The following is a 26,095-nucleotide window of genomic DNA, read 5'->3' as shown; positions in this document are numbered from 1 at the left end:
ACGCACCCCTAAGGGGTGGCCGGGCCCCTCGTGGACCGCCCTCCGGACACCCGATTACCCGCTTCCACCAGGCATCTGACGGCGTGCCCGGCCCCGGCCCGCAGACGGGTGGAACGGACCACTCCGGTGGGCGCACCGCCTGCCGCCGCCCGGGGGACTAACGTCGGGTACGTGCCCTACTTCGATGCCGCGTCCGCCGCTCCCCTCCATCCCGTCGCCCGTGAGGCGCTGCTCGCCTCGCTCGACGAGGGCTGGGCCGACCCGGCCCGGCTCTACCGCGAGGGCCGGCGCGGCCGGCTGCTGCTGGACGCCGCGCGGGAGGCCGCGGCCGAGGCCGTCGGCTGCCGCCCGGACGAGCTGGTTTTCACCCCTTCGGGTACCCAGGCGGTGCACACCGGAGTGGCCGGTGCGCTGGCCGGCCGGCGCCGGACCGGCCGCCGGCTGCTGCACTCCGCCGTAGAGCACTCCTCCGTCCTGCACGCCGCCGAGGCCCATGCCGCGGCCGGCGGCACCGTCGCGGAGCTGGCCGTGGACCGTACCGGCCGGGTGGCCGCCGGGGACGTCGCGGCCGCGCTCACCCCGGACACCGCGCTGGTCGCCCTCCAGTCCGCCAATCACGAGGTGGGCACCGAGCAGCCGGTCGAGGAGGCGGCCGAGCTGTGCCAGGAGGCCGGGGTGCCGCTGCTGGTGGACGCCGCGCAGTCACTGGCGTGGGGGCCGGTGCCCGGCGCCTGGTCGCTGCTGGCGGCAAGCGCCCACAAGTGGGGCGGCCCGCCCGGCGTCGGGCTGCTCGCGGTCCGCAAGGGGACCCGGTTCGCGCCCCAGGGGCCGCGGGACGAGCGGGAGTCCGGCCGGAGCGCCGGCTTCGAGAACATCCCGGCAGTGGTCGCGGCCGCGGCCGCACTGCGCGCGCTGCGGTCCGGGCCGGGGACCGACACCGAGGCGGCCCGGCTGCGGGAGCTGGTGGAGCGGATCCGCACCCGGCTGCCGGAGCTGGTCCCGGACGTGGAGGTGGTCGGCGATCCGGTGCACCGCCTCCCCCACCTCGTCACCTTCTCCTGTCTCTATGTCGACGGGGAGACCCTGCTGCACGAGCTCGACCGGGCCGGCTTTTCCGTCTCGTCCGGATCGTCCTGTACGTCCAGCACCCTGACGCCGAGCCATGTGCTGCGCGCGATGGGGGTGCTGTCCGAGGGGAACGTCCGGGTCTCGCTGCCGTACGGCACGGCCGAGGCGGACGTGGAGCGGTTCCTGGAGGTGCTGCCGGGGGTCGTGCGGTCGGTGCGGGAGCGGCTGGGGGTGGTGGGGGCCGAGGCGCCGGTGGCCGCACCGGGAAGCGCGCCGCGGGAGGCTTCGGCGGCCGTCGCGGAGGAGCCCGCCGGGGCTGCCGCGGAAGAGCCGGAGGGCGTCGTCGTCGATGCGCTCGGGCGGCGCTGCCCCATCCCGGTCATCGAGCTGGCCAAGACGATCGGGCAGGTACCGGTCGGCGGGACGGTGACGGTGCTCTCCGACGACGAGGCCGCCCGGCAGGACATCCCCGCCTGGTGCGGGATGCGCGACCAGGAGTACGTGGGTGAGCGGGCGGCCGAACGCGGCGCCGCGTATGTGGTGCGGCGCCGCGTCTGAGGTGCGGAGGGGGCCGGGCGTGGGCCCGGCCCGGGTCGGCCGGGTCAGGCAGCGAGGTGCTGCTGGACCTCGGCCGCGGCCTCGTGGCCGTACGCCTTGGTGAAGCGGTCCATGAAGTGGCTGCGGTGCAGCTCGTACTCCTGGGTGCCGACGGTCTCGATGACCAGGGTGGCCAGCATGCAGCCGATCTGCGCGGCACGCTCCAGGCCGACGCCCCAGGCCAGGCCGGACAGGAAGCCGGCGCGGAAGGCGTCGCCGACGCCGGTGGGGTCGGCCTTGGTCTTCTCCTCGGGGACGCCGACCTCGATGGTGGGCTCGCCGACCCGCTCGATGCGGACGCCGTTGGAGCCGAGGGTGGTGACCCGGGTGCCGACCTTGGCCAGGATCTCGTCGGCGGTCCAGCCGGTCTTGGACTCGATCAGGCCCTTCTCGTACTCGTTGGAGAAGAGGTACGCCGCGCCCTCCATGAGGTTGCGGATGCCCTCGCCGTCCATCCGGGCGATCTGCTGGGAGAAGTCCGCGGCGAACGGGATACCGCGGCTGCGGCACTCCTCGGTGTGCCGGATCATCGCCTCCGGGTCGTCCGCGCCGATCAGGACCAGGTCCAGGCCGCCGACCCGCTCGGCGACGTGCTGCAGCTCGATCAGCCGGGCCTCGCTCATCGCGCCGGTGTAGAAGGAGCCGATCTGGTTGTGGTCGGCGTCGGTGGTGCACACGAAGCGGGCGGTGTGCAGGACCTCGGAGATGCGGACCGAGCGGGTGTCCACGCCGTGGCGGTCGAGCCAGGCGCGGTACTCCTCGAAGTCGGTGCCCGCGGCGCCGACCAGGACGGGCCGGATGCCGAGCTGGCCCATGCCGAAGCAGATGTTGGGGGCGACGCCGCCCCGGCGGACATCGAGCTGGTCGACCAGGAAGGAGAGGGAGACCGTATGCAGCTGGTCGGCCACGAGCTGGTCGGCGAAGCGGCCGGGGAAGGTCATCAGGTGGTCGGTGGCGATGGAGCCGGTGACTGCGATACGCACGACGGGTCTGCTCCTGTGGGACGGAGTGAGGGGCGGCGGACGGGGAAACGGTACCGGTCGGGAGGGTGACCCGCCGGTCATCCGGGACAGCTGGCAGCCGGTGGCCGCGCAAACCCTCCCATAGTAGATCCGCCCGGCCGGGCCGCCGGCCGGGGGCACCGGGGAACCGGATCCGGCCCGGGTCCGTCCCATCGGCGTCCCCCACAGAGGCGGGCAGGCAGGTCAGAAGTTCAGCGGAGCTGAAGGAGCGATGCGGTGAACGCCGAGGACACCCCTGACACCACCCACCCCGAGGAGCGCACCCGCCGCACCCGGCTCGTGGTGGCCTCGATGGCCGCCGCGGTGCTGCTGGCCGGGGGCGGCGCGGCGTACTGGGCCTCGTCCGCGTCCGGCGACGGCTCCGGGCCGGGCTCCGGGCACGGCAATCCGCCACCGCTGGCGCTCGACGGCTATTCGGGCGGCTCCATAGCGGCCGGTGAGCCCAACCCGCAGGGGGCGAAGTACAAGGCCGTGGCGAAGCTGCCCGGCGGTCCGGGCTCCGCCCCGGTGTACCGCCCGAAGGGCGAGGTCTCCCGGGAGACCGTGGAACGGCTGGCGAAGGTGCTGGATGTGGCCGGAAAGGTCAGGTCGGAGGGCAGCACCTGGAAGGTCGGCGAGGTCACCCCGGACGCCCGTGGGCCGATCCTGCAGGTGAACAAGACCGGCTCGGGTTCCTGGACGTTCTCCAAGTACGGCACGCCGGGCGGTACGAACTGCGCGCTGCCCGCCTCCCCCAAGGGCCACACCGGCCAGGACCGGCCGGGCGGCGGCGGGCCGTCGAGCCGGCCCGGCTGCCCGTCGTACCGCGGCGGCGAGGACAGCGCGACCCGGGACGACGGCAGCGGCGCGGGCGCGGTGTCGGCGGAGAAGGCGAAGCGGGCGGTGCGGCCGGTGCTGACGGCGCTCGGCCAGGAGGACGCCGCGGTCGACGCGAGCGGGCTGTCCGGCGCGGTGCGGATCGTCACCGCGAACCCGGTGCTCGGCGGGCTGCCGACGTACGGCTGGCAGAGTGATCTGCAGGTCGGCTCGGACGGTCAAGTGGTCGGCGGCAGCGGGCAGTTGGCGAAGCCGGTCAAGGGCGCGGTGTACCCCGTGCTGAATGCGGACAAGACGCTCGCGCGGCTGAACTCGGGCGACGGCCGCAAGCCCGCCCCCTGCCCCTCGACGCCCGGCCGCAAGGGCGGCTCGGACGACAAGGGCGACCAGATCGCGCCCTGCGAGCCGGCGCCGACCAAGGGCCAGCAGCCGGCTGAGGTGACCGGCGCGGTCTTCGGGCTCGCGGTGCAGTACGTGGACGGCGGCCAGGCGCTGGTGCCGTCGTGGCTGTTCAAGGTCCGCCAGCCGGGCACCGGAAACGGCCCGGACGCCACCACGACGACGGTGACCCACCCGGCCGTGGACCCGAAGTACGTGGCCCACAAGGAGCCCACCCCCAAGCCGCCGTCCGGGAAGCCGGGCGTGATGGCGCTGGAGTCGTACGACGTCGGGGACGGCGGCCGGAAGCTGACCGTGCACTTCTGGGGCGGGGTGTGCAGCGTCTACTCGGTGACCGTCGACGAGTCGGCCACCACCGTGAAGACCAAGGTCATCGGCCGGGACAAGAAGCCGGGGCAGATCTGCGTGAAGATCGCCCGGGAGTTCACCAAGACCGTGGAGCTGCAGAAGCCGCTGGACGGCCGGAAGGTGATCGACGTGTCGACCGGTGAGTCCGTGCCGAAGCGGTGACGGCGACCGGCCGGGGTCGGTCCGGCCGGATGAGGGAAGAGCAGCGCGAAGGCGGCGCCCCCGAGGGGACGCCGCCTTCGCGCGCTACTGCCCGGTGCTCCTCAGCTGGGGATCAGCTGAAGGAGTCGCCGCAGGCGCAGGAGCCCGTGGCGTTCGGGTTGTCGATCGTGAAGCCCTGCTTCTCGATGGTGTCGACGAAGTCGATGGAGGCGCCGCCCAGGTAGGGGGCGCTCATCCGGTCCGTGACGACCTTGACGCCGCCGAAGTCCTTCACGACGTCGCCGTCGAGCGAACGCTCGTCGAAGAAGAGCTGGTAGCGCAGACCGGAGCAGCCACCGGGCTGAACGGCCACCCGCAGCGCGAGGTCGTCCCGGCCCTCCTGCTCCAGCAGGCTCTTGACCTTCGACGCGGCCGCGTCGGACAGGATGATGCCGTCGCTGACGGTGGTCTTCTCGTCCTGCACGCTCATCTACATCTCTCCCGGGTTGTACGGACCGCTTGTCATCGGATGCCACAAGCTGCAACCGGCGACGCCCCGGAATTCATTCCGGCTGGGCGTTATCTCTTCTCATGCTCGCACACCGGCCGCCGGGAACCGGTGGCGTACCGCACACGGCGGGGTGCTGATGCGTCACATCGACACTATGGCCATCGTCAAAGTGACGTGAAGCAGCTATGATAGATAGCGTCAAATAGACGAAAAGGCATGCACCCGCGAATAGGCGCGTGCCTCAGAGCTGTCTGCAGAGAAGAGAGGGTGCGTGTCGTGACCACCGCCCAGCCCCTGGACGTCCAGCCGACCCCGCTCGCGCTGCTCCTCCTCGGCCGCGAGGCCGACCCGAAGAGCGAGCGCGGCGTGGAGTGCCCCGGTGATCTGCCGGCCCCGTCGGACCCCGACCTCGTCGAGCGCGCCCGCGCGGCCAAGGCGAAGCTCGGGGACAAGGTCTTCGTCCTCGGGCACCACTACCAGCGCGACGAGGTCATCGAGTTCGCCGATGTGACCGGCGACTCCTTCAAGCTCGCGCGGGACGCCGCCGCCCGGCCGGACGCCGAGTACATCGTCTTCTGCGGTGTGCACTTCATGGCCGAGTCGGCCGACATCCTCACCGGCGACGACCAGCAGGTCATCCTCCCCGACCTGGCCGCGGGCTGCTCGATGGCCGACATGGCGACCGCCGAGCAGGTCGCCGAGTGCTGGGACGTGCTCACCGAGGCCGGCATCGCCGAGCAGGTCGTGCCGGTCTCGTACATGAACTCCTCCGCCGACATCAAGGCGTTCACCGGCAAGCACGGCGGCACGATCTGCACCTCCTCCAACGCCAAGCGAGCGCTGGACTGGGCCTTCGAACAGGGCGAGAAGGTCCTCTTCCTGCCCGACCAGCACCTGGGCCGGAACACCGCCGTCCGGGACATGGGCATGTCCCTGGACGACTGCGTGGTCTACAACCCGCACAAGCCGAACGGCGGCCTGACCGTCGAGCAGCTGCGGGACGCGAAGATGATCCTGTGGCGCGGCCACTGCTCGGTGCACGGCCGGTTCTCGCTCGACTCGGTCAACGACGTGCGCGCGCGCATCCCCGGCGTGAACGTGCTGGTCCACCCCGAGTGCAAGCACGAGGTCGTGGCGGCGGCGGACTACGTCGGCTCGACGGAGTACATCATCAAGGCGCTGGAGGCCGCCCCGCGCGGCTCGAAGTGGGCCATCGGCACGGAGCTGAACCTGGTCCGCAGGCTGGCGAACCGTTTCGCCTCCGAGGACAAGGAGATCGTCTTCCTCGACAAGACGGTCTGCTTCTGCTCGACGATGAACCGCATCGACCTCCCCCACCTGGTGTGGGCCCTGGAGTCGCTGGCGGCCGGCAAGGTCGTCAACCGCATCCAGGTCGACAAGGAGACCGAGAGCTTCGCGAAGCTGGCGCTGGAGCGGATGCTGGCGCTTCCGTAGTGGCGGCGGGCCGGGTGTACGCCCGGCCCCCTTCGGCTACTCCAGGGACCACTTGACCTTGTCCGTGTCCTTGATCGCGGTGGCGCAGGGACCGGTCGTGATCTTGGTGTCGTTGACGTACGCGGTCCACTTCTTCCCGTTGGCGACGTCCCCGTGGATGTTGTCGACGACGAAGTCCTTCGCGGTGGCGTCCCAGTGCGCCACCAGGCCGAAGTGGTACTCGTCCTCGGCGTCGACCAGCGCGGTGAACGGCGTGGGGGCACCGCCGGCCGCCGCGCAGGAGTGCCCGTAGACGGGGTGCCCGGTCGTCCAGATGATCCCGAGGCTGGCGGTGAAGAGCCCGCCGGTGATCGCCACCCGGACGCCGGCGAGCGTCCCATCGGGCGGGCTGGCCGTCGGGCTGGGCGTCGGACTGGCCGCCGGGTGGGCCGCGGCGGGCACAGCGACGGCGCGGGGGGCGACCGCGGGGTCCACCAGCGCGAAGGCGAGCGCACAGGCGAGCCCGGCGGCGGGCACGAGGGCGGCCTTGCCGGTCGGTGCGGAGAGCACGGGCTACCTGCCTTTCGCGTTCTGAGGTCGCTTTACCCTCTTTTCATACCATTACTCAGGGCCGCATTCCCGTCACTCCTCGTATTCCGCGAGCCGGTCGCCCCGGCTCACGGCAATCCGGACGACGTCCCGCAGCGCGAGCCGGAGCACCCGGGATTCCGCGGTGACCTCGTCGAGCAGCAGCTCGGCGGCGGCGAGCATTTGCTCCTCGACGTCGTCGGCCAGCATCGACAGCCGGCTCTCCGGGTTGTCCGTGTGCAGATAGCAGGGCTGACCGTCCGGCCCCGTCCACGGCAACAGCCGCCACGGCGAACCATCGAACATATGACCTACTTTCGTTGAATTGGCCGGCTGATTACGGTGTGTATTGCCATCGTTGCCGTGGGAGACGTGGTCTCAACAGGGGCTCTGCGTCTACCTGTTGAGCGTGGGACGACCGAGAGACGAGACGCCATGAAGTTCACGCCGAAGGAACTGACCCCGTACCTGTCCGCCCGGCACTACTTCGGCTCGGAGCAGCGCAGGCACCGGGACCTGGCCAAGCTGTCCCTGGTGCAGCTGGCGGAGATCGTCAACTTCAGCAAGAGCACGCTGGGGCGGGTGGAGACGGCGGAGTTGCTGCCGCCGCCTGAGCTACCGAGCGCCCTGGACGCGGCGTTCGGTACGGACAAGCACTTCCACGGGCTCTACCAGCTGGCCAGGCGAGAGGCACATCCGGACCAGTTCCGCCGCCTCATGGAACTCGAAGCGGAGGCGGTGGTCATCGAAACCTTCGCGACGCTCATCATGCCCGGACTCCTGCAGACCGCGGAGTACGCCCGTACCCTGCTGAGCCAGCCCGCCGGAGTGGCACCGGACCTGATCGAGGAACGCGTACAGGTTCGCCTCGGCCGCCAGGAGCGTCTGCGCTCCCCCAACCCTCCGCGCTATTGGGCCATTCTCGATGAGGCCATCCTCTACCGGCCGGTGGGTGGCACTCAGGTCATGCGCGACCAGCTCAAGGCCCTGTTGCCGCTGGTCGATACGCCGACCACCAAGATTCAGGTGCTCCCGTTCGTGCACGGCGGATACGAGTTGATGGACGGCCCGACGCTGCTCCTCAGGCTGCCGGGCGGAAAGGTCGTGGCGTACGACGAGTACCGGGCCCGCGGCCACCTGATGGAGGATCCGACGGAGGTGAACCAGCGCTGGGCGAGCTACGACGCGCTCCGGGCGTACGCTCTTTCGCCACAGGACTCAGGAGACCTGATCCGGCATGCGATGAAGGGGTACGAGGAATGCGAAGCAGCGCCGAACTGAGCACCGCCACCTGGCGCAAGAGCAGCTACAGCAACAACGCCGCCGGGGACTGCATCGAAATCGCCGACAACATCCCCGGCCTCATCCCCGTCCGGGACAGCAAGAACCCCGGCGGCCCCGCCATATTCGTCAGCGGGGCCGCGTGGGCCGCGTTCGTCGGGATGGTCAAGGACGGGCCGTCCCTGGGCGGTTAGTGGGACGGGACGGGTGAGAGGTCGATCGGCTGGCCGGGCTGCAGGCCGGCCAGCCGTAGGTTCTGCTCGACCGTGGGACTGACCGTGTCGAACTGCGACGGCTCCAGTTCGAAGGTGGGGCTGGCGTAGAGGCCCCGGGCGGCCAGCTTCGGGTCGGGGTGCGGGTTGCGGTACAGCTGCTCGGAGCGGTCGCGGAGTTCCAGCATCGTGGGGATCGCGAGGGCCATCGCGCGCGGGGTGCCGTTGAACGCCGTGTGGAGGTAGCGCAGCAGCGCCGCGTAACGGGTGTTGAAGGCGACCGCCTGCTCGTAGACCGCGCTGGTCGCCGCGTACTTCCGGTAGTCGGCGATCTTCGAGTCGCCGTGGATCGGGTACGCGTCGTCCCAGGTGACGTCGATCAGGGGGCCGCTGGGCGGGTCGGCGGGGGTGTCGTGGGGGCCGTAACTGCGGGCCGTGTAGATCTCGTTGAAGCGGAAGTAGTGGGCCAGCTGGCGCTGTTCGCCGAAGATCAGGTCGTCGCTGTCCCAGATCGTGCCGTCGGTGCCCTCGCCCTGGTCGCTGATCACCCGGATCGCCAATTGTGCCGATTGCAGGTCGTGGACGGCGAAGACCTCGCCGCCGGAGTTGTAGAAGTCGTCCGGGCCGACCTGGCGGGCGGCGGCGCCGGTGAAGACGGCCGCCTCGCCCTGTTCCTTCACCAGGTGCTCAAGGCCCTGGCGGATGCAGTCGTAGAACTGGCCGATCGACGTCCAGCCGTCGCCCGGCTTCGGCTTGGGGGCCAGCTTGCGGGGCGTTTCGATGGTGAGGAACGTCTTCAGGGCGGCGGGCGAGAAGTGCTGGAGGCCGATGAGGGGCAGCCGGTCGCTGCTGAAGGGCAGTTTGGCGGGGTACTTCGCGACGAACTGGGAGTGGCCGACGTCCGGTGTGCCGCCGACCGCGTTGAGCAGGTTGGCGGCCAGCGTCATATGGAGCATCTCCTCCAGCAGGACGCTGCGGATGGTGAAGTAGGCGGGGCGGTTGGTGCCGGAGACGATCGAGTACATGCCGGTCATGTAGACCGGGATGGTGAGGTGCTCCACCTCCAGGGCCGCCTGGAGGTAGCGGCGCAGGGCCGGGAGGTCCTGGGGGATGCCGAACCCCTGGGCGTCCAGGGCGAGTGCGGTGATCACGCGGTCACCTTCTCCTTCTCCGGATTCGCCGGTTCCGCGGCGGGCCGGACGGTCACCGGGCGGCGGGCGGCGGCGAGGTCGCGGTGGATCTGCGCGGCGCTGCGCAGGGCCAGCGCCATCATCGTGAGCGTGGGGTTGCTGGTGCCGATCGACGGCATGCTGCCGCAGCCGATGGCGTAGAGGTTGGGGTGGTCGTGGGTGCGCTGGTCGGCGTTCACCACGGACGACTTGGGGTCGGTGCCCATGATGTGGGTGCCGGCTCCGTGGCCGGCGCCGCTGTAGGCGAGGTCCAGGGTCTGCTCGTCGACCGTGTGGACGAAGTGGCCGAGCGGCGGTACGCCGTCGTGCGGGGCGTGGTCGGTGTAGTCGGTGGCGCCGAGCCGCGCGAAGATCTTCCGGGCGACGAGGCGGGCGGCGAACAGGCCGGTCCGTACGTGCTCGTCGAGGTTGTAGGTGAGGATCGGGCGGGGGTTGCCCATCGCGTCGCGGTGGCGGGCGGGGTCGATGGTGACGCGGTTGCCGGGGTCGGCGGACTGCTCGACGGCGATCTGCAGTTGCAGCTGGCGGCCGATGGAGCTGCCGAGCAGCCGGCGCAGTTCGGGGCCGAAGACGCCGTCCGGCCGGACGTTGCCGTCCTTGTCGCCGCCGATGCCGAGCGCGGTGGCGACGTTGCTCATGGGGGCGCCGGTGGCCCAGCCCCAGCCCCAGTTGCCGATCTCGATGCGGAACGGGGCGCGGGCGCGGCGCCCGGGGCCGCCGCGGAAGACCTCCCAGCCGGAGGTGTGGCCGGGGCCGCGGAACGGTCCGACCGGTCCGCCGGCCTCGGGGGCGAGCGCCCAGTTGAGGAGCGTGGGGTGGTCCATCAGGTTGCGGCCGACCTGCCCGCTGGTGTTGGCGAGGCCGGAGAACAGCAGCAGCCGGGCGTTCTCGATGGCGTGCGCGGCGAGCACCACCACGTCCGCCTCGGCCAGGTAGGAGCGGCTGACCGGGGAGGCGGGGTCGGTGTAGGTGCGGTACTCCACACCGGTCACGGTGCCGGTCGAGGTGGCCCGGACGCGGGTGACCACGCACCGGGTGGCCAGGGTGACGGAGGGCGGCCAGGCGGCCTGGAGGCGCAGCGGGTGGGATTTGGCCTGGACCGGACAGATGGGGACGCAGCTGGCGTTGCCCACGCAGCGCTCGCCGTAGTTGGGCAGGCCGACGGCGCCCTGGATGCGGTACGGGGCACGGTAGGCGGGGTTGGGTGTGGAATTTCGGGCCTGGGGCAGGCCGAACGTCCGCAGGGTGTACGGGAGTTGGGCGACCGTGTCGTCGATGACCGCGTCCCCCAGGCGGTGGTCGCAGTACTGGTCGATGTAGCTCTGCGGGATGTGGTGCATCGGGTACTCGTAGGCGGGGTCGGTGACCACGCCGAGCTCCTTCTGCTCCTGGGCGTGGCCGGCGACGCCCAGTTCCCCCTCGGCCTCGGCGTACCAGGGCTGGAGGTCCTCGGCGGTGAGCGGCCAGTCCAGGCCGTAGGAGTAGGTGCTGCGGGTGGCGAAGTCGTCCGGGAGCATCCGGGGGACGGCGCCGAGCCAGTGCATGGCGGCGCCGCCCAGCTCCCGCAAGTAGTCGGTGCCGTAAGGGAGTTGGCCGTCCTGGACGAAGTAGCCGTTGGCGATGAACTCCGGCTCGCCGGCTTGCGGGTCGCGCACCGGGGCGAGGTCGAGGACGTTCGGGGAGGGGGCGGCCTTGTTGGGGCGGTAGGCGGCGTTGGGGACCTTGGCCACGGCCGAGTAGAAGGTGGACAGCGAGTCGAGGTAGCCGGGCCAGGTCTCGGTGCCGCCGTTGCCGGCCTCCAGGACGAGGACCTGCCAGCCCTGGGCGCCCAGGCGCTTGGCGAGGACGGAGCCGGCCCAGCCGCCGCCGACGATGATCGCGTCGTAGCGGCGGCGGGCGGCGCCCTCCGCGGAGACGGTCTCGGTCATGACGTGCCCTCCTCAGGGGTGGCGGGGGTCTCAGGGGCAGCGGGGGCCTCCGGGGTGACGGGGGCCTCCGGGGTGCCCGTGGCCTCAGGGGCGGCCGCGGCGGTGGGGACGGCGGACGGCGGGACGGCGCGGCTGAGGCGCTGGCCGGGGAGCAGATGGGCGGGGATGTCCTCCGGGGGGACCTCGCCGGCCAGGCCGGTGCGGTAGGGGACGTCCGCGAGGCCGAGGCGGTCGCGGAGCTCCGCGACGCCGGGCGGGTCGGGCGGGCGGACCGCCCAGGTGCCGAAGCCCGGCGGTTTGGCGCCTGCCGGGTGGCCGTGGAAGGTACGCCAGACCAGGCCCTCCACGTAGGCGCTGGGGGCGGGGACGAACTCGGTGTTGGCGCTCTCCCGGCGGAGATCGGCGTGCGCGGCCGGGGCGAGGCGGGGCCAGGCGCCGGTGTACCAGAGGTAGATCAGGGCCCGGGCCACCTCGCGGTGGGTGGGGGTGAGCGCCTCGGGGCCGTGGCCTTCCGCGAGGGCACGTTTCCAGGCGGTCCAGAACGCGGCGAAGCGGTCCTCGCCGACCTGTCGGCGGGCGGTGTCGAGGTAGAGGCGGGCCGTGCCGGTGGCGTGCAGGTCGAACGCGGCGAAGCCGGTGAGCGGGACGCAGTGGGTGATGAAGTCGGTGAGTTCGTCGGGGAGTTGGGTGGCGAGCGGGCCTGGAGCGCCTTCGGGCAGGTCGTGCGGCTCGTCGTCGGCGGCCGATGCGGGGACGGTCATCGTTCTCCTCCCGGAGCGGCATATGCGGCATATACCGGTGGCCATGCTTCTCACGCCCGGGCCGCGCATGCGGACATGCGGCCATAAACCACTGAAAGGCGTATGACGGAAGGTCAGTTGGCGACCGAGACGCCCCCGGCGCACGGCCGGGGGCGCACTGGGGGGCTGGGGGTGCGGCCTGACAACTCGCACCGATTGCAGGTGATTGCGGCTCTTCGTCACCCCCGCCCAACTAAGCTCAACGGCATGGAGAACGGCATGCGCATCGGCTTACTCTCCTTCGGCCCGGAGGAGTTCGCCACGCTCCACGAGACCTGCGTCGAAGCGGGGCACGCCCCCCTCGTGTACGCCTACTCCCGCTCCCTGCGGCCCAGAACGGCCACGGACGACGAGGCGGCTCGTGCCGCGCGCCGGATCACCGCCGCCCTGCCCGAGGGAGTCGACCTGCTGCTGCCGGGAAGCTCCGAAGGGCTGGGGGCCGCCCTGCGGGGATACCACCTCGACCTCGTCGTCTGCTACGGATTCTCGTGGCGCCTGCCTCGCTCCGTGCTGAGCATCCCGCGATACGGAGTGATCAACGTCCACTGTTCGCTGCTGCCCAAGTACCGGGGGCCGGCACCGGTGTTGTGGGCCATCCGGAACGGCGATGCCGAGCTGGGCGTGACCGTCCACCGTATGAACGAGAAGTTCGACGCCGGCCCCATTCTGGCGCAGCAGGCCGGTGTCCCGCTTCCGGACGACGTCACTCCCGGCCGGCTGTGGGACGGTCTCGCCCCGGCGTTGCGTGCGGTGGTCCGTCGTGCGCTGTGCCGTGTGCGAGACCCGGAAGCCGGTGAGCCCCAGGCCACGGCCGGCGTCAGCTATGCCGGCCTGATGGAGCCCGAGTTCTTCCGACTCGACACCACGAAGCCGGCGAGCGAGATCCATCATCAGGTGCGGACATGTCGCTTCATGGGGCCTCAGGCGGCGCCGGTGGCCCTCATCGAGGGCAACCGCCGAAGAATCCTGCGTACCAGTCTCACCCCTGCCGACGGCTGGCGCCTCGATTGCGGCGACGGCCCACTGTGGATCACCGCCTCGGAGCTCGTGGAATCCAACGGCCGGGAAGAACGGAACGACTAACCGCGCTGCATCAGCCGGTCCAGGCGGCGCGACCGTGCGGCGGCCCCCGGATCATCGAATGCGCTGAGCAGTCCCCGGGCCTCTTCCCCGGCGGCACGCGCCTCCTCGTGCTCGCCCCGCGCGTCAAGCGCATCAGCCAGGTTGTGCAGAGCACAGGCGAGCTGCCAACGGCCATCGAGGCCGCGGTGCAGGGCAACGGCCCGCCGGTGCAGCTCCACCGCCTCCTCATGTCGTCCCAGTGCCTGGCACGCCTCGCCCGCGCCGTCCTGCGCGAGGGCCTCCCGGGCTCGGTCGCCGAGCTTCCGCTGGATGGCAGCGGACTCGCGGCACAGGCGCAGCGAGACCTCCGGGTTACGGCGCGCCAGTTCGAGCCTTGCCGACTCCATCAGCCAGTGTCCTCGCCACACCTGGTTGTCCTCGGTGCCGGCGATCGCCAGTGCGGCCCCGATCGCCTGCCCGGCCGCCTCCAGATCGTCCGTACCGCGCCGGGCCCAGCACAGCAGAAACAGGGCATTTCCCTCGCTGCCCCGGTCGCCGAGGGCACGGAAGTCCGCCAGCGCAGCTTCGAGGATCCGCACCGCGTCGTCATACCGGCCGAGTTCGCACAGGGACTCCGCGAGATTGCTGTGGAGCAGGGCCGTCCAGCGGCGATCGCCCAGCTCGCGGAAGATCGCCCCGCTGTCCTCGAAATGCGCGCGGGCCTCGTCCAGCCGGCGAAGGCGGAGACCGAGCAGCCCCAGCGCGTTGACGGAGACTGCGGTGCCCCGTCGATCACCGAGTTGCCGACGGATGGCGAGCGCGGAGCGGTGGCAGTCCCTGGCCTCGTCGAGCCGTAGCGCTTGGAAGGCCGACTTGCCCAGGCTTTCCAGCGCCTCGGCCTGTCCGTCGAGCTCTCCCGCCCGCACCGCGGCGTCCACGGCGATGCGGGCCGTCACGGCCCAGTCGTCGAACGCGTTGTGGTGCATATAGACGGCGCGCAGTACCACGGCGAGGCGCCATGCGAGGCCCGGAAAGCCCGATTCGGCGGCGACCCGGACCGCCGTGACGAGGTTGCCGCTCTCCGTCCGCTACCACTGGAAGGCCGGCTCGTACCGGTCGAAGCGGAGCTGTGGGTCGGGGGCCGGAAACCGGTCGTCGAGGTGATAGCGGTCGAACGGGGCGATGACGCTCTGCGCCGCGTCGGCGGCATGGAGATACCACGTGAGGCAGCGTTCGAGGATCGCCTTCCGCTCGGATTCGCTCTCCACCTTCCGGGCCTGGTCGGCCGCGTAGGCCCGCAGGAGGTCATGGAATTCGTAGCGGCCGGCCGGGCGTCGCTCCAGCTAATGGGCGCTCACCAAGGTGTCCAGCCGCGCGCGTGCTTCGGACGGTTCGACGCCCGCCATCCCGGCAACGGCGGGCAGGCCGAACTCGTTTCCGGGGTGGAGGCCAAGGATGCGGAAGAGGCGAGCGGCCGGCGCGGGCAACGCCCGGTACGACCACTCGAAAACGCTGCGCATCGCCTCGGGGCCGCCCTTCTCGTCGGCTGTCAGGACATTCCATAGTGCCGACTCGTCGCGCAGGTCGTCGATCAGCTCGCTCAAGGGCATCGACGGCCAACTGGCGGCCCGTTCGGCGGCGATTCTCAGGGCCAGCGGTAGCCGTGCGCACAAGCCGGCGAGTTCCGCCAGGTCGGCGCGCCGGTCCCGGCCTCGGTAGTCGGCGGTGGCGGTGCGCAGCAGCGTGATGGCATCCGCCGCCGGAAAGGTCTCCAGCCGCACGCGCAACGCACCCTGCTGCGCGACCAGGCCGGACAGATCATCCCTGCTGGTCACCACCGTCAGGCAGGCTGCGCTTCCGGGAAGCAGCGGGCGGACCTGCCCGCTGTCCATGGCGTTGTCGAGGATGATCAACATGCGTCGGTCCGCGAGCAACGAGCGGAACATCGACTCCCGGCGCTCCCGTTCCACCGGCACCAGCGCGGCGGGTACGCCGAGGTCCTCGAGGAAGCGCCCCAGTACCTTCTCGGGCGCCACCGGCGAGTCGACGGCGTAGCCGCGCAGATTGGCGTACAGCTCGCCGCCCGGGTAGTGCGGCCGAATGGTGTGCGCCCAGTGCAGGGCGAGGGATGTCTTGCCCACCCCGGCAGTTCCGGTGATGACCGCCAACGGCAGCACGGCGGGCGTGCTGCGAGCGTCCGCGACGAGCCGGCCCAGGGAGCTCAGCTCGCGCGAGCGGTTGACGAAGTGACGTGTCCCTCCGAGGAGTTGGTGGGGCACTATGGCCGGGGTATCGGGGACGTGCTGATGGAGATGGACCCCGCCATGGACGTCCCGAGCCTGGACGACGCCGTGCGCCGATGCCGAGCCTTCGAACCTGTTGGAGTGCGCGGCAGCGTCACTCATACCGAGGTGCGGCACGGGGGCGGCAGTGGTGCCACGTGGTCGCCGAACCAGTCCTCCAGGGGTTCGCCCACCTCGTAGAGGCCCTGGATGAACTTCTGGCAGTGCAAAATGAGCTCGGGGTCGACGAATTTGCGGGCAGACTCCAGAATTCCCTGGTCGTCGTAGACCGCCTGATACATGACGTGTGACCCGAGGGTGTAGATCTCCGGAAGCGGAGCCTCCGACTCGAATTGCGAGACCTGGTCGGCTCTGACGATACGCGTCGGGCCCCCGCACTCGCTTCGGATACGCAAAGCGTGAAGTTCCCATTGCAAATAGTGGCTCAGGGGCTCTTCGACCACTCTGACCCGGCGAGCGACGAAGCCGTGCCGGTCCACCTTGCGGTGGTAGCCGTCCATCTCGGCCCGACCCGCTTCCAGCAGACGCAGAGACTCGCCCCAGTCGCCGCGCGCGAACGCCTCCCAGCTGTCGTAGCCGGGCTCCTGGAAGGTCTGCTGCCGCTCCAGCTTCCAAAAGCCCAGGTCAGCGCTCTGCCAGAAGTGCTGCTCGAAGTCGGCGTAGTAGGCGTCCAGCGGCATGCGCTCGCCGATCGCTCCTCCGAGCGGACTACTCATCCGGGATGTCCACCTTGGCCGCGATGATGGTCGCCCTGGGGATGATGACCAACCGCTCACCGGGGTCGACACTCACGCCGTCGGGCAGCCGTCCCTCATACGACGCGGTCAGATCGGTCCCGATGACGGCGACGTCGCCGTTGTCCAACTCCCAGATGTCAGGACAGCTGGAATTTCCGGATGTCTGGCCCAGTTCATGCGACGACTTGCCGAGCCGCCGCATTAAGGACGCCGAGGGTTCGGCCACCCACCTTTTCCCCATCTTGCCTCCCAGCTTTGTCACTTGACGATGCCTCAGGTACCTGAGGCCGCCGAGGATAGCACCCAGTGAATTGAATTGGACACGGTGCGCTACCGGCCGTAGCGCGCGATTGCGCCATACGGGGAGGGCAGCTGACATACGGAGCCCCCGCGGCCGGAGTGCGGCTGCGGGGGCTCGGTCGGAGGCCGAAGGGCGGTCAGACGCCCGCGGGCTCCGGGGTGGGCTCGTTCTGCTCGGTGGGCGTGCCGGACTTCTCGGCCCGCTTGGCGGCCTTCTTCTTCGCCCGCCGCTCCTTGCGGAGTTCGATCATCGCGTAGAGCGTCGGGACGAGGAGGAGGGTGAGCAGGGTGGAGCTGATCAGACCGCCGATCACGACCACGGCCAGCGGCTGGGAGATGAAGCCGCCGTCACCGGTGATGGACGCGGCCATCGGCAGCAGCGCCATGATCGTGGCCAGGGCGGTCATCAGGATCGGGCGGAGCCGGTGCCGGCCGCCCTCGATGACCGCCTCGACGACGCCGTAGCCCTGGGCCCGGTACTGGTTGATCAGGTCGATCAGCACGATGGCGTTGGTGACCACGATGCCGATCAGCATCAGCATGCCGATCATCGCCGGGACGCCCAGCGGGGTGCCGGTGGCGATGAGCAGGCCGACCGCGCCGGTGGCCGCGAACGGGATGGAGACCAGCAGGATCAGCGGCTGGATCAGCGACCGGAAGGTGCCGACCAGCAGCATGAAGACGATGGCGATGGCGGCCAGCATGGCCAGGCCGAGCGAGGAGAACGCGTCGGACTGGTCCTGGGAGACGCCGCCGATGGTGGCGGTGGCGCCGTCCGGCAGCTTCAGGCCGTTGATCTCGGTCTGCAGCTTGGCGCTGACCGCGCCGGTGTTGTCACCGGTCGGCTTGGCGGTGATGGTCGCCGAGCGGGCACCGTCGATCCGGGTCATCTGGACCGGTCCGGGCACGGTCTTGACGGTGGCGAGGGTGCCGAGCCGGGCCGGGCCGGCCGGGGTCGGGATCGCCAGCTTCTTCAACTGGGCCTCGGTGGTGGCCGGGTGGGCCGCCTTGATGACGATGTCCCGCTCGGTGTTGTCCAGGACGGCCGTGCCGGTGGTGGTACCGCGGACCGCCTGGGCGACGGCGCCGCCGAGCGTGGTCTGGTTGTAACCGGCGGCGGCGGCCTTGGCGTTGGGCGTGACGGAGATCCGCGGCACGCTCTGCGCGAGGTCGCTCTGGACGTCCATGACGTGGTCGAGCCCGGCGACGGCCTTGCGGACCTGCTCGCTGGCCTTCTTCAGCACGCCTGCGTCGGCGGCCTTCACGACCACGCTGAGGTCCTGGTTGCCGAAGCCGCCGCCCGCGGTGATCGTGGTGTCGCCGATGGCCGGGCCGAGCTTGTCGAGCTCCGCGCGCAGGTGGTCGGTGACCTTGCCGGAATCCTCCGAGTCCTTCAGCTTGACCTGGTAGGACGCCTGGTTGGCGCCGGTGCCGCCGCCGAAGGCCGCCATGAAACCGGAGGAGCCGACGGTGACCTGGTAGTCGGCGATGTCGTCGTCGGCCGCGAGCAGCTTCTCGACCTTCTTCGCCTGGGCGTCGGACGCACCGAGGCTGGTGCCGGGCTTGAGCTCCTGCTTGACGGTCAGGGTGTCCTGGTCGCCCTGGTCGAAGAAGTTGGTCTTCAGCAGGGGGCCCATGGCGAACGTGCCGATGAGCACGACGACCGCGATGACCAGGCTGGTGACCCGGCGGCGGGTGGCGAAGCGCAGGACCGGGACGTAGAGGCGCTGCAGGGCGCTGCGGGTCTCCTTCTCCTCGGCCTGGCGGCGCAGTTCGTCCGCGGTGGTGCCCTCGGGGATCTGCGGGGCGCGCAGGAACCAGTACGACAGGACCGGCACGACCGTGAGGGAGACGATCAGCGAGGAGAGCAGGGCGACGGTGACGGTCAGCGAGAACGAGCCGAAGAGCGCGCCGACCATGCCGCCGACCACGCCGATCGGGAGGAACACCGCGACCGTGGTGAGGGTCGAGGAGGTGATCGCGCCGGAGACCTCCTTGACGGCGGAGAGGATGGCCTCGCGGCGCTCCTCGCCGTAGCCCAGGTGCCGCTTGATGTTCTCCAGGACGACGATGGAGTCGTCGACGACCCGGCCGATCGCGATGGTGAGCGCGCCGAGGGTGAGCATGTTCAGGGACAGGTCACCGGTCCACAGCACGATCAGGGTGATGACGACCGAGAGCGGGATGGAGACCGCGGTGACCAGCGTCGAGCGCAGGCTGAGCAGGAAGACCAGGATGACGATGACGGCCATGGCCAGGCCGAGCATGCCCTCGGTGGTCAGCGACTCGATGGACTTGGAGACCGCCGGGCCCTGGTCGGAGACGACCGTGACGGCGGCGCCCTTGCCGAGGTCCTGACGGATCTTGGGGAGCTTGTCCTTGACCGCGTCGGAGATCGCGACCGCGCTGCCGTCCTGGTCCATCGTCACCATGACGGCGAGGCTGGGCTTGCCGTTGGTGCGGGTGAGGGAGGTCGGCGCGGCCGGCTCCTCCTTGACGGTGGCGACGTCGCCGAGCCGGACCGCCTTGCCCGCGGACGGGCCGCCCGCGGCCCCACCGGCCCCCGCGGCCGGCGGGACGGTCAGGTCCTTGATCTGCGCGACGGAGGTGAAGCCGGTGCCGACCTGGACGGTCTTGCTCTGGCCGTGCTCGGCGAACGAACCGGCCGGCACGGACGTGCCGCCGGCCTCCAGCGCCTGGCCGAGCGCCTGCGCGGTCAGCCCGGCGGCGGCGAGCTTCTTGTCGTCGGGGGTGACCGCGACGACCCGGTCCTGGACGCCGCTGACGGTGACCTGGCTGACCCCGTCGATGTTCTTCAGGTCCGGGACGACGCCGCGGTTGAGCTGGTCGGCGAGGGTCTGCTGGTCCTTCGTCGAGGAGGAGACGGCGAGGACGACGGTGGGGATGTCGTCCGTCGAGCCGGCCACCACCTGCGGGTCGACGTCCTTGGGCAGCTTGGCCCGGGCCCGGTTGACGGCCTGCTGGACGTCGGCGACCAGGCGCTTGGAGTCATTGCCGTAGTCGAACTGGGCCATGATGACGCCCGAGCCCTCGCTGGACGTCGAGGTGACGCTCTTGATGCCGTCGACCGCCTGGACACCGTCCTCCAGCGGCTCGATCACCTGCTTCTCGACGACATCGGGCGAGGCGCCCTGGTACGGCGCGAGCACGGAGACCATCGGGAGTTCGATGGAGGGCAGGAGCTGCTGCTTGAGCTGGGGTATCGCGATGGCGCCGAAGGCGATCGCGACGATCGACATCAGCGCTATCAGGCCCCGTTGTACGAGGCTGAGCCGGGACAGCCAGGACATGGGTGGGGTCTCTCTTCTGTTCTGAAGGCGGGACGGTCGGCGGGGCCGGGGGCGGGCAGGCGCCCTCATCAGGCCCGACGGCAGGGGCCCGGTGCGGGCCCACTTACACCTTCGGCCATGACCAGGCCGGTTTTCCTCGCTCGCAGGTCGGTTTCCGTCCCGGGCCCGTACCGCGTTCGGAGTACGGGCCGCTCCACCTCTACTGCACCCGTGGGCGTACGAGGCCCGATTCGTAGGCGATGACGACCAGCTGGGCGCGGTCGCGCGCCCCGAGCTTGGCCATCGCGCGGTTGACGTGCGTCTTGACCGTGAGCGGGCTGACCGCGAGCTGTTCGCCGATCTCGTCGTTGGACAGTCCGCCGGCCACCAGGACGAGCACCTCGCGCTCCCGGCCGGTGAGCGTCGCCAGCCGCTCCGCGCCCGCGCCGTCGGGCCCGTCGTCGCCCGGACCGCTGCCCTGGGCGAGGAACTTGGCGATCAGGCCCTTGGTCGCCGCGGGCGACAGCAGCGCCTCACCGCCCGCCGCGATCCGGATCGCGCCGAGCATCTCGTCCGGTTCGGCGCCCTTGCCGAGGAAGCCGCTGGCGCCGTTGCGCAGCGACTGGACCACGTAGTCGTCGACCTCGAAGGTGGTCAGGATGACCACCCGGACGTCGGTGAGGTCCGGGTCCTCGCTGATCATGCGGGTGGCGGCCAGCCCGTCCACGCCGGGCATCCGGATGTCCATCAGGACGACGTCCGGGCGCTCGGCCTTGGTCAGTTCGTACGCCTGCGCACCGTCGGAGGCCTCCCCCACCACGCGCATGTCCGGTTCGGAATCCACCAGCACGCGGAACGCGCTGCGCAGCAGCGCCTGGTCGTCGGCGAGCAGCACCTTGATCGTCATGTCGTCTCCCCCGTACGGACGGTCTGCAGTGGAAGGGTGACCCGCACCTGGAAGCCGCCGGCCGCGCGCGGGCCGGTCACGATCGTGCCGCCCAGCGCGTAGACCCGCTCGCGCATCCCGATCAGGCCGTGGCCGCCGCCGTTCTCCTCCGGCCCGTCGGTGCCGCCGGGCGGCGGACCGGACCGATCGGCCCGCTGGCGCGGCACCCCGGCCTGGCCCGCGCCGTCGTCGAGGACGGTCACGGTCAGCGCGGAGGCGTGGTACGCGATCCGGATGGTGGCGCGGGCGCCCTCCCCGGCGTGCTTGTGGACGTTGGTGAGCGCCTCCTGGACCACGCGGTAGGCGGTGAGGTCGACGGAGGCGGGCAGCGGACCGGGCGCCTCGGGCACCTCCAGGTCCACCGGGAGCCCGGCGCGGACGAACCCGTCGACGAGCTGGTCGAGCACGCCGAGGCCCGGCGCGGGCTCGGTCGGCGCCTTCGGGTCGTCGGACTGCCGCAACAGGCCGACCGTGGCGCGGAGTTCCTCCAGCGCCGAACGGGACGCCTCGCGGACGTGCGCGAGGGCCTGCTTGGCCTGGTCGGGGCGGTTGTCCATGACGTGCGAGGCGACCCCGGCCTGGACGTTGACCAGGGCGATGTGGTGGGCGACGACGTCGTGCAGCTCCCGGGCGATGCGCAGCCGCTCCTCGGCGACCCGGCGGCGGGCCTCCTCCTCGCGGGTGCGCTCGGCCCGTTCGGCCCGTTCCCGGATGGCGTCGACGAAGGCGCGGCGGCTGCGGACCGCGTCACCCGCGGCGGCCGCCATACCGGTCCAGGCGAAGATCCCCAGATTCTCCTGGGCGTACCAGGGGCGCGGGCCGTAGAGCATCGCGGAGGCGGTCAGGACGACGACGGTGAGGGCGCCGATCCGCCAGGTCGTGGGGCGGTCGGTGCGCGAGGCGACGGTGTAGAGGGCGATCACCGCGGCGACCGCCACCGGGGCGCGCGGACTGCTCGCGCTGGCGACCAGTTCGACGAGGGTGAGGGTGCCGGTGGCGGCCAGGACCGAACGCGGCAGCCGGCGGCGCAGTACGAGCGGGGCGCAGGCCAGCGCGGCCAGCACCACGGTGGTGGTGGTCAGCTCGTCGGGGGCGATGCGCGGTCCGTGGAGGCGGTGCGGGTCGGCCACCGCGCCGAACAGGATGCAGGCGAAGACGGCCACCGCCAGGGCGGCGTCGAACGCGAACGGATGCGTCCGGTACCAGGCGAAGCGGCCGGCGCGGGCCGCGTCCGGGCGGGGGTCGAGGAGGCTCACAACAGCAAACGGTAGCGCCCCGGTCCGCGAGGGACCGGGGCGCCGGGTGCCGGTGCACTGGAGAGGGGCGGCCGGTGGCGGCCGGCCGCGCGGGCGCGGACGGCCGGGTGGCCGTCCGCGGGCGGGCTCAGCCCGGGATCAGGCCGTCGTCGCTGAGCATCTCCCGGACCTCGGCGAGCGTGGCGTCGGGGGACGGCAGGATCAGCTGGGACGGTTCGAGGGAATCGTCGGGGAGCGGGGTGCCCATACGGCGCACCGCGTCCAGGAGAGCGCCGAGCGTGCGCCGGAAGCCGGCCTCGTCGCCGCTCTCCATCTCTTCGAGCAGTTCGTCGTCCAGCTTGTTGAGCTCGATGAAGTGGGCATCGTCCAGCTTCACCTGGCCCTCCCCCATGATCCGTACGATCACGACGGTCTCCCTTGGTCCGCTCCGACGGTCTCGCGATCCCTGCGAGGCTAACCGCCGCCGGTCGTCACTGCTTGTCGAAACGCGGCTGGTCCTGCTGCGGGGCAGGCCGGCCCTGGCCGTTCTGACCGCTCTCGATGGCCTGCTGGCCGGCCGACGAGCCGCCCGCCAGCTCGGCCTTCATCCGCTGCAGTTCCAACTCGACGTCGCTGCCGCCGGAGAGCCGGTCCAGCTCGGCGGTGATGTCGTCCTTGGCCATGCCGGACGGGTCGTCCAGCGCGCCGGACGCCATCAGCTCGTCGATCGCGCCGGCCCGGGCCTGCAGCTGCGCGGTCTTGTCCTCCGCGCGCTGGATGGCCAGACCGACGTCGCCCATCTCCTCGGAGATGCCGGAGAACGCCTCACCGATCCGGGTCTGCGCCTGGGCCGCCGTGTACGTGGCCTTGATCGTCTCCTTCTTCGTGCGGAAGGCGTCGACCTTGGCCTGCAGCCGCTGCGCGGCGAGCGTGAGCTTCTCCTCCTCACCCTGCAGCGTCTGGTGCTGCGTCTCCAGGTCCGTGACCTGCTGCTGCAGCGCGCTGCGCCGGGTCAGCGCCTCGCGGGCCAGGTCCTCACGGCCGAGCGCCAGCGCCTTGCGGCCCTGGTCCTCCAGCTTGGCGGACTGGCCCTGGAGCTGGTTGAGCTGCAGCTCCAGGCGCTTGCGGGAGGTCGCCACGTCGGCGACGCCGCGGCGTACCTTCTGCAGCAGCTCCAGCTGCTTCTGGTACGAGTAGTCGAGGGTCTCGCGCGGGTCTTCGGCCCGGTCCAGGGCCTTGTTGGCCTTCGCGCGGAAGATCATCCCCATCCGCTTCATGACACCATCGCTCATGGGCCTCGCGCGCCCCCTTCTGACCGACTTGCATCGGGCTTAGGCTCCAGCACATCTACAGACCCCACAGTACGGGCCCTGGTTCCATTACCGCACTGTTCGCGCCCGGATGCGCTCCTCCTCCAGGACGATCGGGACGGCCTTTCCTCCCGCGCAAGGAGTAGGGAAGGGGTTGCGGGGCGTCGCCGGACGGGGGCCGCCGGCGGCCTTCCGGGGGTCCCGTTGCCGGATCGTGCCCGTCGGCCCCTGGTCCCCGGGCGGCGACCACGTACTCTTGGGTGTTGTGTTCCGAAGCCGTTCGAAGGATGAGCAGGCCGCGACCGCCAAGGTGACCGCGGACCAGCCCCAGCAGCCCCGCGACCCGCAGGCCCCCAAGGGCCGCCCGACGCCCAAGCGCAGCGACTCCCAGTCGCAGCGCCGGGCCCGTGCGCACACCCCCACCAACCGCAAGGACGCGGCGAAGGCCCAGCGTGAGGCCCGCCGTGCCGATCTCGCCCGGCAGCGCGAGGCGCTGGCCAACGGCGACGAGCGGTACCTCCCGGTGCGGGACAAGGGACCGGTGCGCCGGTTCGCCCGGGACTACGTCGACTCGCGCTGGTGCGTCGCGGAGTTCTTCCTGCCGATGGCGGTGGTGATCCTGGTGCTGACCATGATCCGGGTGCCGTCGATCCAGAGCATCGCGCTGCTGCTGTGGCTCGTGATCATCGTGCTGATCGTGCTGGACTCGATCCTGATCTGGTTCCGCCTGAGCAAGCGGCTGCAGGAGAAGTTCCCGAACGAGAACCTCAAGGGCGTGAAGGCCTACGCGGTCATGCGCACGCTCCAGATGCGGCGGCTGCGGCTGCCCAAGCCGCAGGTCAAGCGGGGCCAGCGGCCGTAAGCGCGGCATGACGAAGGGCCGGGTCCGCCGGGGGGCGGGTCCGGCCCTTCGTGCTGTTCCGGGCGTGCTGTGCGGGCGGGCCGCTCAGTCCTCCTCGGCCGCGTGCAGGCTCATCGGGGCCGCGTAGACCTCCTGGCCGTCCTCGAAGAGACGGACCTGGTCGACGCCGCCTTCGAGGAGGGCCTTCCACTCCTCGCCGATCCAGGACTCCGCGTCGCCCTGCGTCGTGAACTCCTCCGGCTCCACGGCGGGGACCGCCTCCGCACCGTCCGCCTTCTCGAAACGCCACGTCCACGCCATGTCCGCCTCCTGGATCCCACCGGGTACGTGAAGTCGTGCTTCCGTGCTGATCGAGAGCCTAACGGCCGTGTCGAGTCCGCCCCCGCCGCGCTCACCGGGAGCGGACGCGAGAAACTCGCGGTGTGGATGTGACTCTCCTCGGCACCGGGGCCCCGCTGGGGCTGCCGCGCCCCGGCTGCCCGTGTGCCGCCTGTGCGACCGCCGTCGGCGACGAGGCGCGGGCGGCGACCGCGCTGCTGGTCGACGGCGCGCTGCTGATCGATCTGACGCCGGGTCCGGCCTTCGCGGCCGCCCGCGCCGGGCAGTCGCTGGCCGGCGTACGGCAGGTGCTGCTGTCGCATCCGCACGAGGGGCCGGCGATGGAGGTGCCGGCCGGGCTGCCGACCCCGGGCCGGGTCGCCGACGGCCGGGAACTGGCACTGCTCGACGGGCACCGGATCCGGGCCCTGGCGGTGGACATCCCGGGCACCGCGTACGAGATCTCCGGGCCGGCCGGCGAGCGGCTGTTGTATCTGCCGCCGGGTGCGGCACCGGCCGGACTGGTGGACGGGAACGGGGTCGCCGGCGGCGGCTACGACGGCGCCGGCGGCAACGGCCCGTACGACCTGGTGCTGCTCGACGTCCTGGGGCGGCCGGACGCGCTGGCGCGGCTGCGGGCGAGCGGGGCGGTGGACGCGGCGACGGACGTGGTCGCGGTGCACCTCGACCACGACGTGCCGCCGGGGCCCGAACTGCACCGCAGGCTGGCGGCGGTGGGCGCGCGGGCGGTGCCGGACGGCAGTGCGCTGGTGGTCGGCGAGTACCACGCGGTGCCGGACCTGCCGCGCCGGACGCTGGTGCTGGGCGGGGCGCGCAGCGGGAAGTCGGTGGAGGCGGAGCGGCGGCTGGCGGCGTTCCCGGACGTGCTGTACGTGGCCACCGGCGGCAGCCGGGACGGCGACGCGGACTGGGCGGCGCGGGTCTCGCTGCACCGGGAGCGGCGGCCCAGCAGCTGGCGGACCGTCGAGACCTGCGACCTGGTCCCGTTGCTGGCGGCGGACGGGCCGGACGGCGGTGCGGACGCGGCGGACCGGCCGGTGGGTTCACCGCTGCTCATCGACTGTCTGGCGCTGTGGCTGACGCACGTGATGGACGAGGTCGGGGCGTGGGACGACGAGACCTGGGAGGGCGGCGGCCGGAAGGCGCTGCGGGAGCGGACCGACGCGCTGGTGGCGGCGGTGCGGGCGACGCGGCGGCCGGTGGTGGCGGTCAGCAACGAGGTCGGCTCGGGGGTGGTGCCGGCGACCGCGGCGGGCCGCCGGTTCCGGGACGAACTGGGGCGGCTGAACGCGTCGTTCGGCGCGGAGTGCGAGCAGGTGCTGCTGGTCGTCGCGGGCCAGGCGCTTGCGCTGCGCGGATGACACGGGCCCGGCCGC

At 71.5% G+C, this 26,095-nt stretch carries 26 protein-coding genes; 8 read left to right on the top strand and 18 right to left on the bottom strand.

The genetic code is table 11. The features are described from left to right. The first annotated feature begins 171 nt into the window (after nt 1-171). Nucleotides 172-1,626: a cysteine desulfurase/sulfurtransferase TusA family protein gene (locus V2J85_RS33865; RefSeq protein WP_330823701.1), complete on the top strand. Its 1,455-nt coding sequence runs from the start codon at nt 172-174 to the stop codon at nt 1,624-1,626. Nucleotides 1,627-1,670: 44 nt separating this feature from the next. Here V2J85_RS33865 and V2J85_RS33860 read toward each other — a convergent pair whose 3' ends face one another. Further along, nucleotides 1,671-2,648 carry a carbohydrate kinase family protein gene (locus V2J85_RS33860; RefSeq protein ID WP_261951952.1) on the bottom strand — a complete coding sequence of 326 codons (978 nt, stop codon included), beginning with the start codon at nt 2,646-2,648 and terminating at the stop codon, nt 1,671-1,673. Nucleotides 2,649-2,903: 255 nt separating this feature from the next. On the opposite strand from V2J85_RS33860, the gene V2J85_RS33855 reads away from it, so the two are divergent. Next, nucleotides 2,904-4,412, top strand: a complete 1,509-nt coding sequence (locus V2J85_RS33855; protein WP_261951951.1) for a hypothetical protein — start codon at nt 2,904-2,906, stop codon at nt 4,410-4,412. 112 nt (nt 4,413-4,524) lie between these two features. On the opposite strand, the gene V2J85_RS33850 is transcribed toward V2J85_RS33855, so the two are convergent. Continuing rightward, nucleotides 4,525-4,881, bottom strand: coding sequence for a HesB/IscA family protein (locus V2J85_RS33850; RefSeq protein WP_069568125.1), 357 nt, complete (start codon nt 4,879-4,881; stop codon nt 4,525-4,527). A 288-nt stretch (nt 4,882-5,169) separates the two neighbouring features. On the opposite strand from V2J85_RS33850, the gene nadA reads away from it, so the two are divergent. Then, on the top strand, nt 5,170-6,357 hold the full coding sequence (nadA, locus tag V2J85_RS33845) for a quinolinate synthase NadA (protein ID WP_261951950.1): 1,188 nt from the start codon (nt 5,170-5,172) through the stop codon (nt 6,355-6,357). A gap of 36 nt (nt 6,358-6,393) precedes the next feature. On the opposite strand, the gene V2J85_RS33840 is transcribed toward nadA, so the two are convergent. Together V2J85_RS33840 and V2J85_RS33835 are read right to left on the bottom strand one after the other, a co-directional pair. Then, nucleotides 6,394-6,906 carry a hypothetical protein gene (locus V2J85_RS33840; protein ID WP_261951949.1) on the bottom strand — a complete coding sequence of 171 codons (513 nt, stop codon included), beginning with the start codon at nt 6,904-6,906 and terminating at the stop codon, nt 6,394-6,396. Nucleotides 6,907-6,978: 72 nt separating this feature from the next. Beyond that, nucleotides 6,979-7,230: a hypothetical protein gene (locus V2J85_RS33835; protein ID WP_261951948.1), complete on the bottom strand. Its 252-nt coding sequence runs from the start codon at nt 7,228-7,230 to the stop codon at nt 6,979-6,981. A gap of 129 nt (nt 7,231-7,359) precedes the next feature. Here V2J85_RS33835 and V2J85_RS33830 point away from each other — a divergent pair, with 129 nt between their 5' ends. Together V2J85_RS33830 and V2J85_RS33825 are read left to right on the top strand one after the other, a co-directional pair. Beyond that, the gene (locus tag V2J85_RS33830; RefSeq protein ID WP_261951947.1) at nt 7,360-8,205 is read left to right on the top strand and encodes a helix-turn-helix domain-containing protein; all 846 of its coding nucleotides are present in this window, start codon (nt 7,360-7,362) and stop codon (nt 8,203-8,205) included. Further along, the gene (locus tag V2J85_RS33825) at nt 8,184-8,399 is read left to right on the top strand and encodes a DUF397 domain-containing protein (protein ID WP_330823700.1); all 216 of its coding nucleotides are present in this window, start codon (nt 8,184-8,186) and stop codon (nt 8,397-8,399) included. Before V2J85_RS33830 ends, V2J85_RS33825 begins: the two co-directional genes overlap by 22 nt. Here V2J85_RS33825 and V2J85_RS33820 read toward each other — a convergent pair. From V2J85_RS33820 to V2J85_RS33810, 3 genes are read right to left on the bottom strand one after another with little or no spacing between them, the layout of a single operon-like run. Beyond that, nucleotides 8,396-9,568 (bottom strand): ferritin-like domain-containing protein, encoded by a 1,173-nt coding sequence (locus V2J85_RS33820; protein WP_330823699.1) that lies wholly within the window; start codon nt 9,566-9,568, stop codon nt 8,396-8,398. The two genes, V2J85_RS33825 and V2J85_RS33820, sit on opposite strands and share 4 nt — an antisense overlap. Beyond that, nucleotides 9,565-11,535 (bottom strand): GMC family oxidoreductase, encoded by a 1,971-nt coding sequence (locus V2J85_RS33815; protein WP_330823698.1) that lies wholly within the window; start codon nt 11,533-11,535, stop codon nt 9,565-9,567. The genes V2J85_RS33820 and V2J85_RS33815 overlap by 4 nt, the downstream gene beginning before the upstream one ends. Further along, on the bottom strand, nt 11,532-12,296 hold the full coding sequence (locus V2J85_RS33810; protein ID WP_330823697.1) for a hypothetical protein: 765 nt from the start codon (nt 12,294-12,296) through the stop codon (nt 11,532-11,534). Before V2J85_RS33810 ends, V2J85_RS33815 begins: the two co-directional genes overlap by 4 nt. Nucleotides 12,297-12,554: 258 nt before the next feature. Here V2J85_RS33810 and V2J85_RS33805 point away from each other — a divergent pair, with 258 nt between their 5' ends. After that, complete coding sequence (locus V2J85_RS33805; RefSeq protein WP_261951942.1) at nt 12,555-13,418, top strand: methionyl-tRNA formyltransferase; 864 nt, start codon at nt 12,555-12,557, stop codon at nt 13,416-13,418. Here V2J85_RS33805 and V2J85_RS33800 read toward each other — a convergent pair. The 10 genes from V2J85_RS33800 to V2J85_RS33755 form a co-directional block, all read right to left on the bottom strand. Further along, nucleotides 13,415-14,404, bottom strand: coding sequence for a tetratricopeptide repeat protein (locus V2J85_RS33800; protein WP_330823696.1), 990 nt, complete (start codon nt 14,402-14,404; stop codon nt 13,415-13,417). The two genes, V2J85_RS33805 and V2J85_RS33800, sit on opposite strands and share 4 nt — an antisense overlap. An 81-nt stretch (nt 14,405-14,485) precedes the next feature. Beyond that, nucleotides 14,486-14,665, bottom strand: coding sequence for a hypothetical protein (locus V2J85_RS33795; protein ID WP_330823695.1), 180 nt, complete (start codon nt 14,663-14,665; stop codon nt 14,486-14,488). A gap of 75 nt (nt 14,666-14,740) precedes the next feature. Further along, nucleotides 14,741-15,817 (bottom strand): NB-ARC domain-containing protein, encoded by a 1,077-nt coding sequence (locus tag V2J85_RS33790; protein ID WP_330823694.1) that lies wholly within the window; start codon nt 15,815-15,817, stop codon nt 14,741-14,743. Continuing rightward, nucleotides 15,799-16,416, bottom strand: coding sequence for a DUF6879 family protein (locus V2J85_RS33785; RefSeq protein WP_261951940.1), 618 nt, complete (start codon nt 16,414-16,416; stop codon nt 15,799-15,801). Before V2J85_RS33785 ends, V2J85_RS33790 begins: the two co-directional genes overlap by 19 nt. Continuing rightward, nucleotides 16,409-16,678, bottom strand: coding sequence for a hypothetical protein (locus tag V2J85_RS33780; protein ID WP_330823705.1), 270 nt, complete (start codon nt 16,676-16,678; stop codon nt 16,409-16,411). Before V2J85_RS33780 ends, V2J85_RS33785 begins: the two co-directional genes overlap by 8 nt. Nucleotides 16,679-16,874: 196 nt before the next feature. After that, on the bottom strand, nt 16,875-20,048 hold the full coding sequence (locus V2J85_RS33775) for an efflux RND transporter permease subunit (RefSeq protein WP_330823693.1): 3,174 nt from the start codon (nt 20,046-20,048) through the stop codon (nt 16,875-16,877). Nucleotides 20,049-20,247: 199 nt separating this feature from the next. Further along, nucleotides 20,248-20,934, bottom strand: a complete 687-nt coding sequence (locus V2J85_RS33770) for a response regulator (RefSeq protein ID WP_261951938.1) — start codon at nt 20,932-20,934, stop codon at nt 20,248-20,250. Next, on the bottom strand, nt 20,931-22,229 hold the full coding sequence (locus V2J85_RS33765; protein WP_330823692.1) for a sensor histidine kinase: 1,299 nt from the start codon (nt 22,227-22,229) through the stop codon (nt 20,931-20,933). The genes V2J85_RS33770 and V2J85_RS33765 overlap by 4 nt, the downstream gene beginning before the upstream one ends. Nucleotides 22,230-22,356: 127 nt before the next feature. Then, nucleotides 22,357-22,635 (bottom strand): PspA-associated protein PspAA, encoded by a 279-nt coding sequence (pspAA, locus tag V2J85_RS33760; protein WP_261951936.1) that lies wholly within the window; start codon nt 22,633-22,635, stop codon nt 22,357-22,359. Between the two features lie 64 nt (nt 22,636-22,699). Beyond that, nucleotides 22,700-23,500, bottom strand: a complete 801-nt coding sequence (locus tag V2J85_RS33755) for a PspA/IM30 family protein (protein ID WP_410011157.1) — start codon at nt 23,498-23,500, stop codon at nt 22,700-22,702. A gap of 283 nt (nt 23,501-23,783) precedes the next feature. Between V2J85_RS33755 and V2J85_RS33750 the strand changes: the two genes are divergently transcribed. Beyond that, complete coding sequence (locus tag V2J85_RS33750) at nt 23,784-24,380, top strand: DUF3043 domain-containing protein (RefSeq protein ID WP_315975384.1); 597 nt, start codon at nt 23,784-23,786, stop codon at nt 24,378-24,380. An 84-nt stretch (nt 24,381-24,464) separates the two neighbouring features. Here the strand turns inward: V2J85_RS33750 and V2J85_RS33745 are convergent, their stop codons facing one another. Beyond that, entirely contained in the window at nt 24,465-24,680 is a 216-nt protein-coding gene (locus V2J85_RS33745; RefSeq protein WP_261951935.1) for a hypothetical protein, read from the bottom strand. 122 nt (nt 24,681-24,802) lie between these two features. Here V2J85_RS33745 and V2J85_RS33740 point away from each other — a divergent pair, with 122 nt between their 5' ends. Next, nucleotides 24,803-26,080, top strand: a complete 1,278-nt coding sequence (locus V2J85_RS33740) for a bifunctional adenosylcobinamide kinase/adenosylcobinamide-phosphate guanylyltransferase (RefSeq protein WP_261951934.1) — start codon at nt 24,803-24,805, stop codon at nt 26,078-26,080. Nucleotides 26,081-26,095 lie beyond the last annotated feature (15 nt).

Source organism: Streptomyces bugieae, from assembly GCF_036352915.1.
Classification (GTDB): domain Bacteria; phylum Actinomycetota; class Actinomycetes; order Streptomycetales; family Streptomycetaceae; genus Streptomyces; species Streptomyces endophytica.
Note: the sequence above shows the minus strand (reverse complement) of the source record. Positions and strands in the feature narration are given on the sequence as shown.

Bases quoted from the DNA above. Each gene is read 5' to 3' on its own strand.
- V2J85_RS33850 (WP_069568125.1), bottom strand. From the start codon at position 4,881: ATGAGCGTGCAGGACGAGAAGACCACCGTCAGCGACGGCATCATCCTG.
- V2J85_RS33835 (WP_261951948.1), bottom strand. From the start codon at position 7,230: ATGTTCGATGGTTCGCCGTGGCGGCTGTTGCCGTGGACGGGGCCGGAC.
- V2J85_RS33830 (WP_261951947.1), top strand. From the start codon at position 7,360: ATGAAGTTCACGCCGAAGGAACTGACCCCGTACCTGTCCGCCCGGCAC.
- V2J85_RS33825 (WP_330823700.1), top strand. From the start codon at position 8,184: ATGCGAAGCAGCGCCGAACTGAGCACCGCCACCTGGCGCAAGAGCAGC.
- V2J85_RS33815 (WP_330823698.1), bottom strand. From the start codon at position 11,535: ATGACCGAGACCGTCTCCGCGGAGGGCGCCGCCCGCCGCCGCTACGAC.
- V2J85_RS33810 (WP_330823697.1), bottom strand. From the start codon at position 12,296: ATGACCGTCCCCGCATCGGCCGCCGACGACGAGCCGCACGACCTGCCC.
- V2J85_RS33805 (WP_261951942.1), top strand. From the start codon at position 12,555: ATGCGCATCGGCTTACTCTCCTTCGGCCCGGAGGAGTTCGCCACGCTC.
- V2J85_RS33785 (WP_261951940.1), bottom strand. From the start codon at position 16,416: ATGAGTAGTCCGCTCGGAGGAGCGATCGGCGAGCGCATGCCGCTGGAC.
- V2J85_RS33780 (WP_330823705.1), bottom strand. From the start codon at position 16,678: ATGGGGAAAAGGTGGGTGGCCGAACCCTCGGCGTCCTTAATGCGGCGG.
- V2J85_RS33775 (WP_330823693.1), bottom strand. From the start codon at position 20,048: ATGTCCTGGCTGTCCCGGCTCAGCCTCGTACAACGGGGCCTGATAGCG.
- V2J85_RS33770 (WP_261951938.1), bottom strand. From the start codon at position 20,934: ATGACGATCAAGGTGCTGCTCGCCGACGACCAGGCGCTGCTGCGCAGC.
- V2J85_RS33755 (WP_410011157.1), bottom strand. From the start codon at position 23,500: ATGAGCGATGGTGTCATGAAGCGGATGGGGATGATCTTCCGCGCGAAG.
- V2J85_RS33745 (WP_261951935.1), bottom strand. From the start codon at position 24,680: ATGGCGTGGACGTGGCGTTTCGAGAAGGCGGACGGTGCGGAGGCGGTC.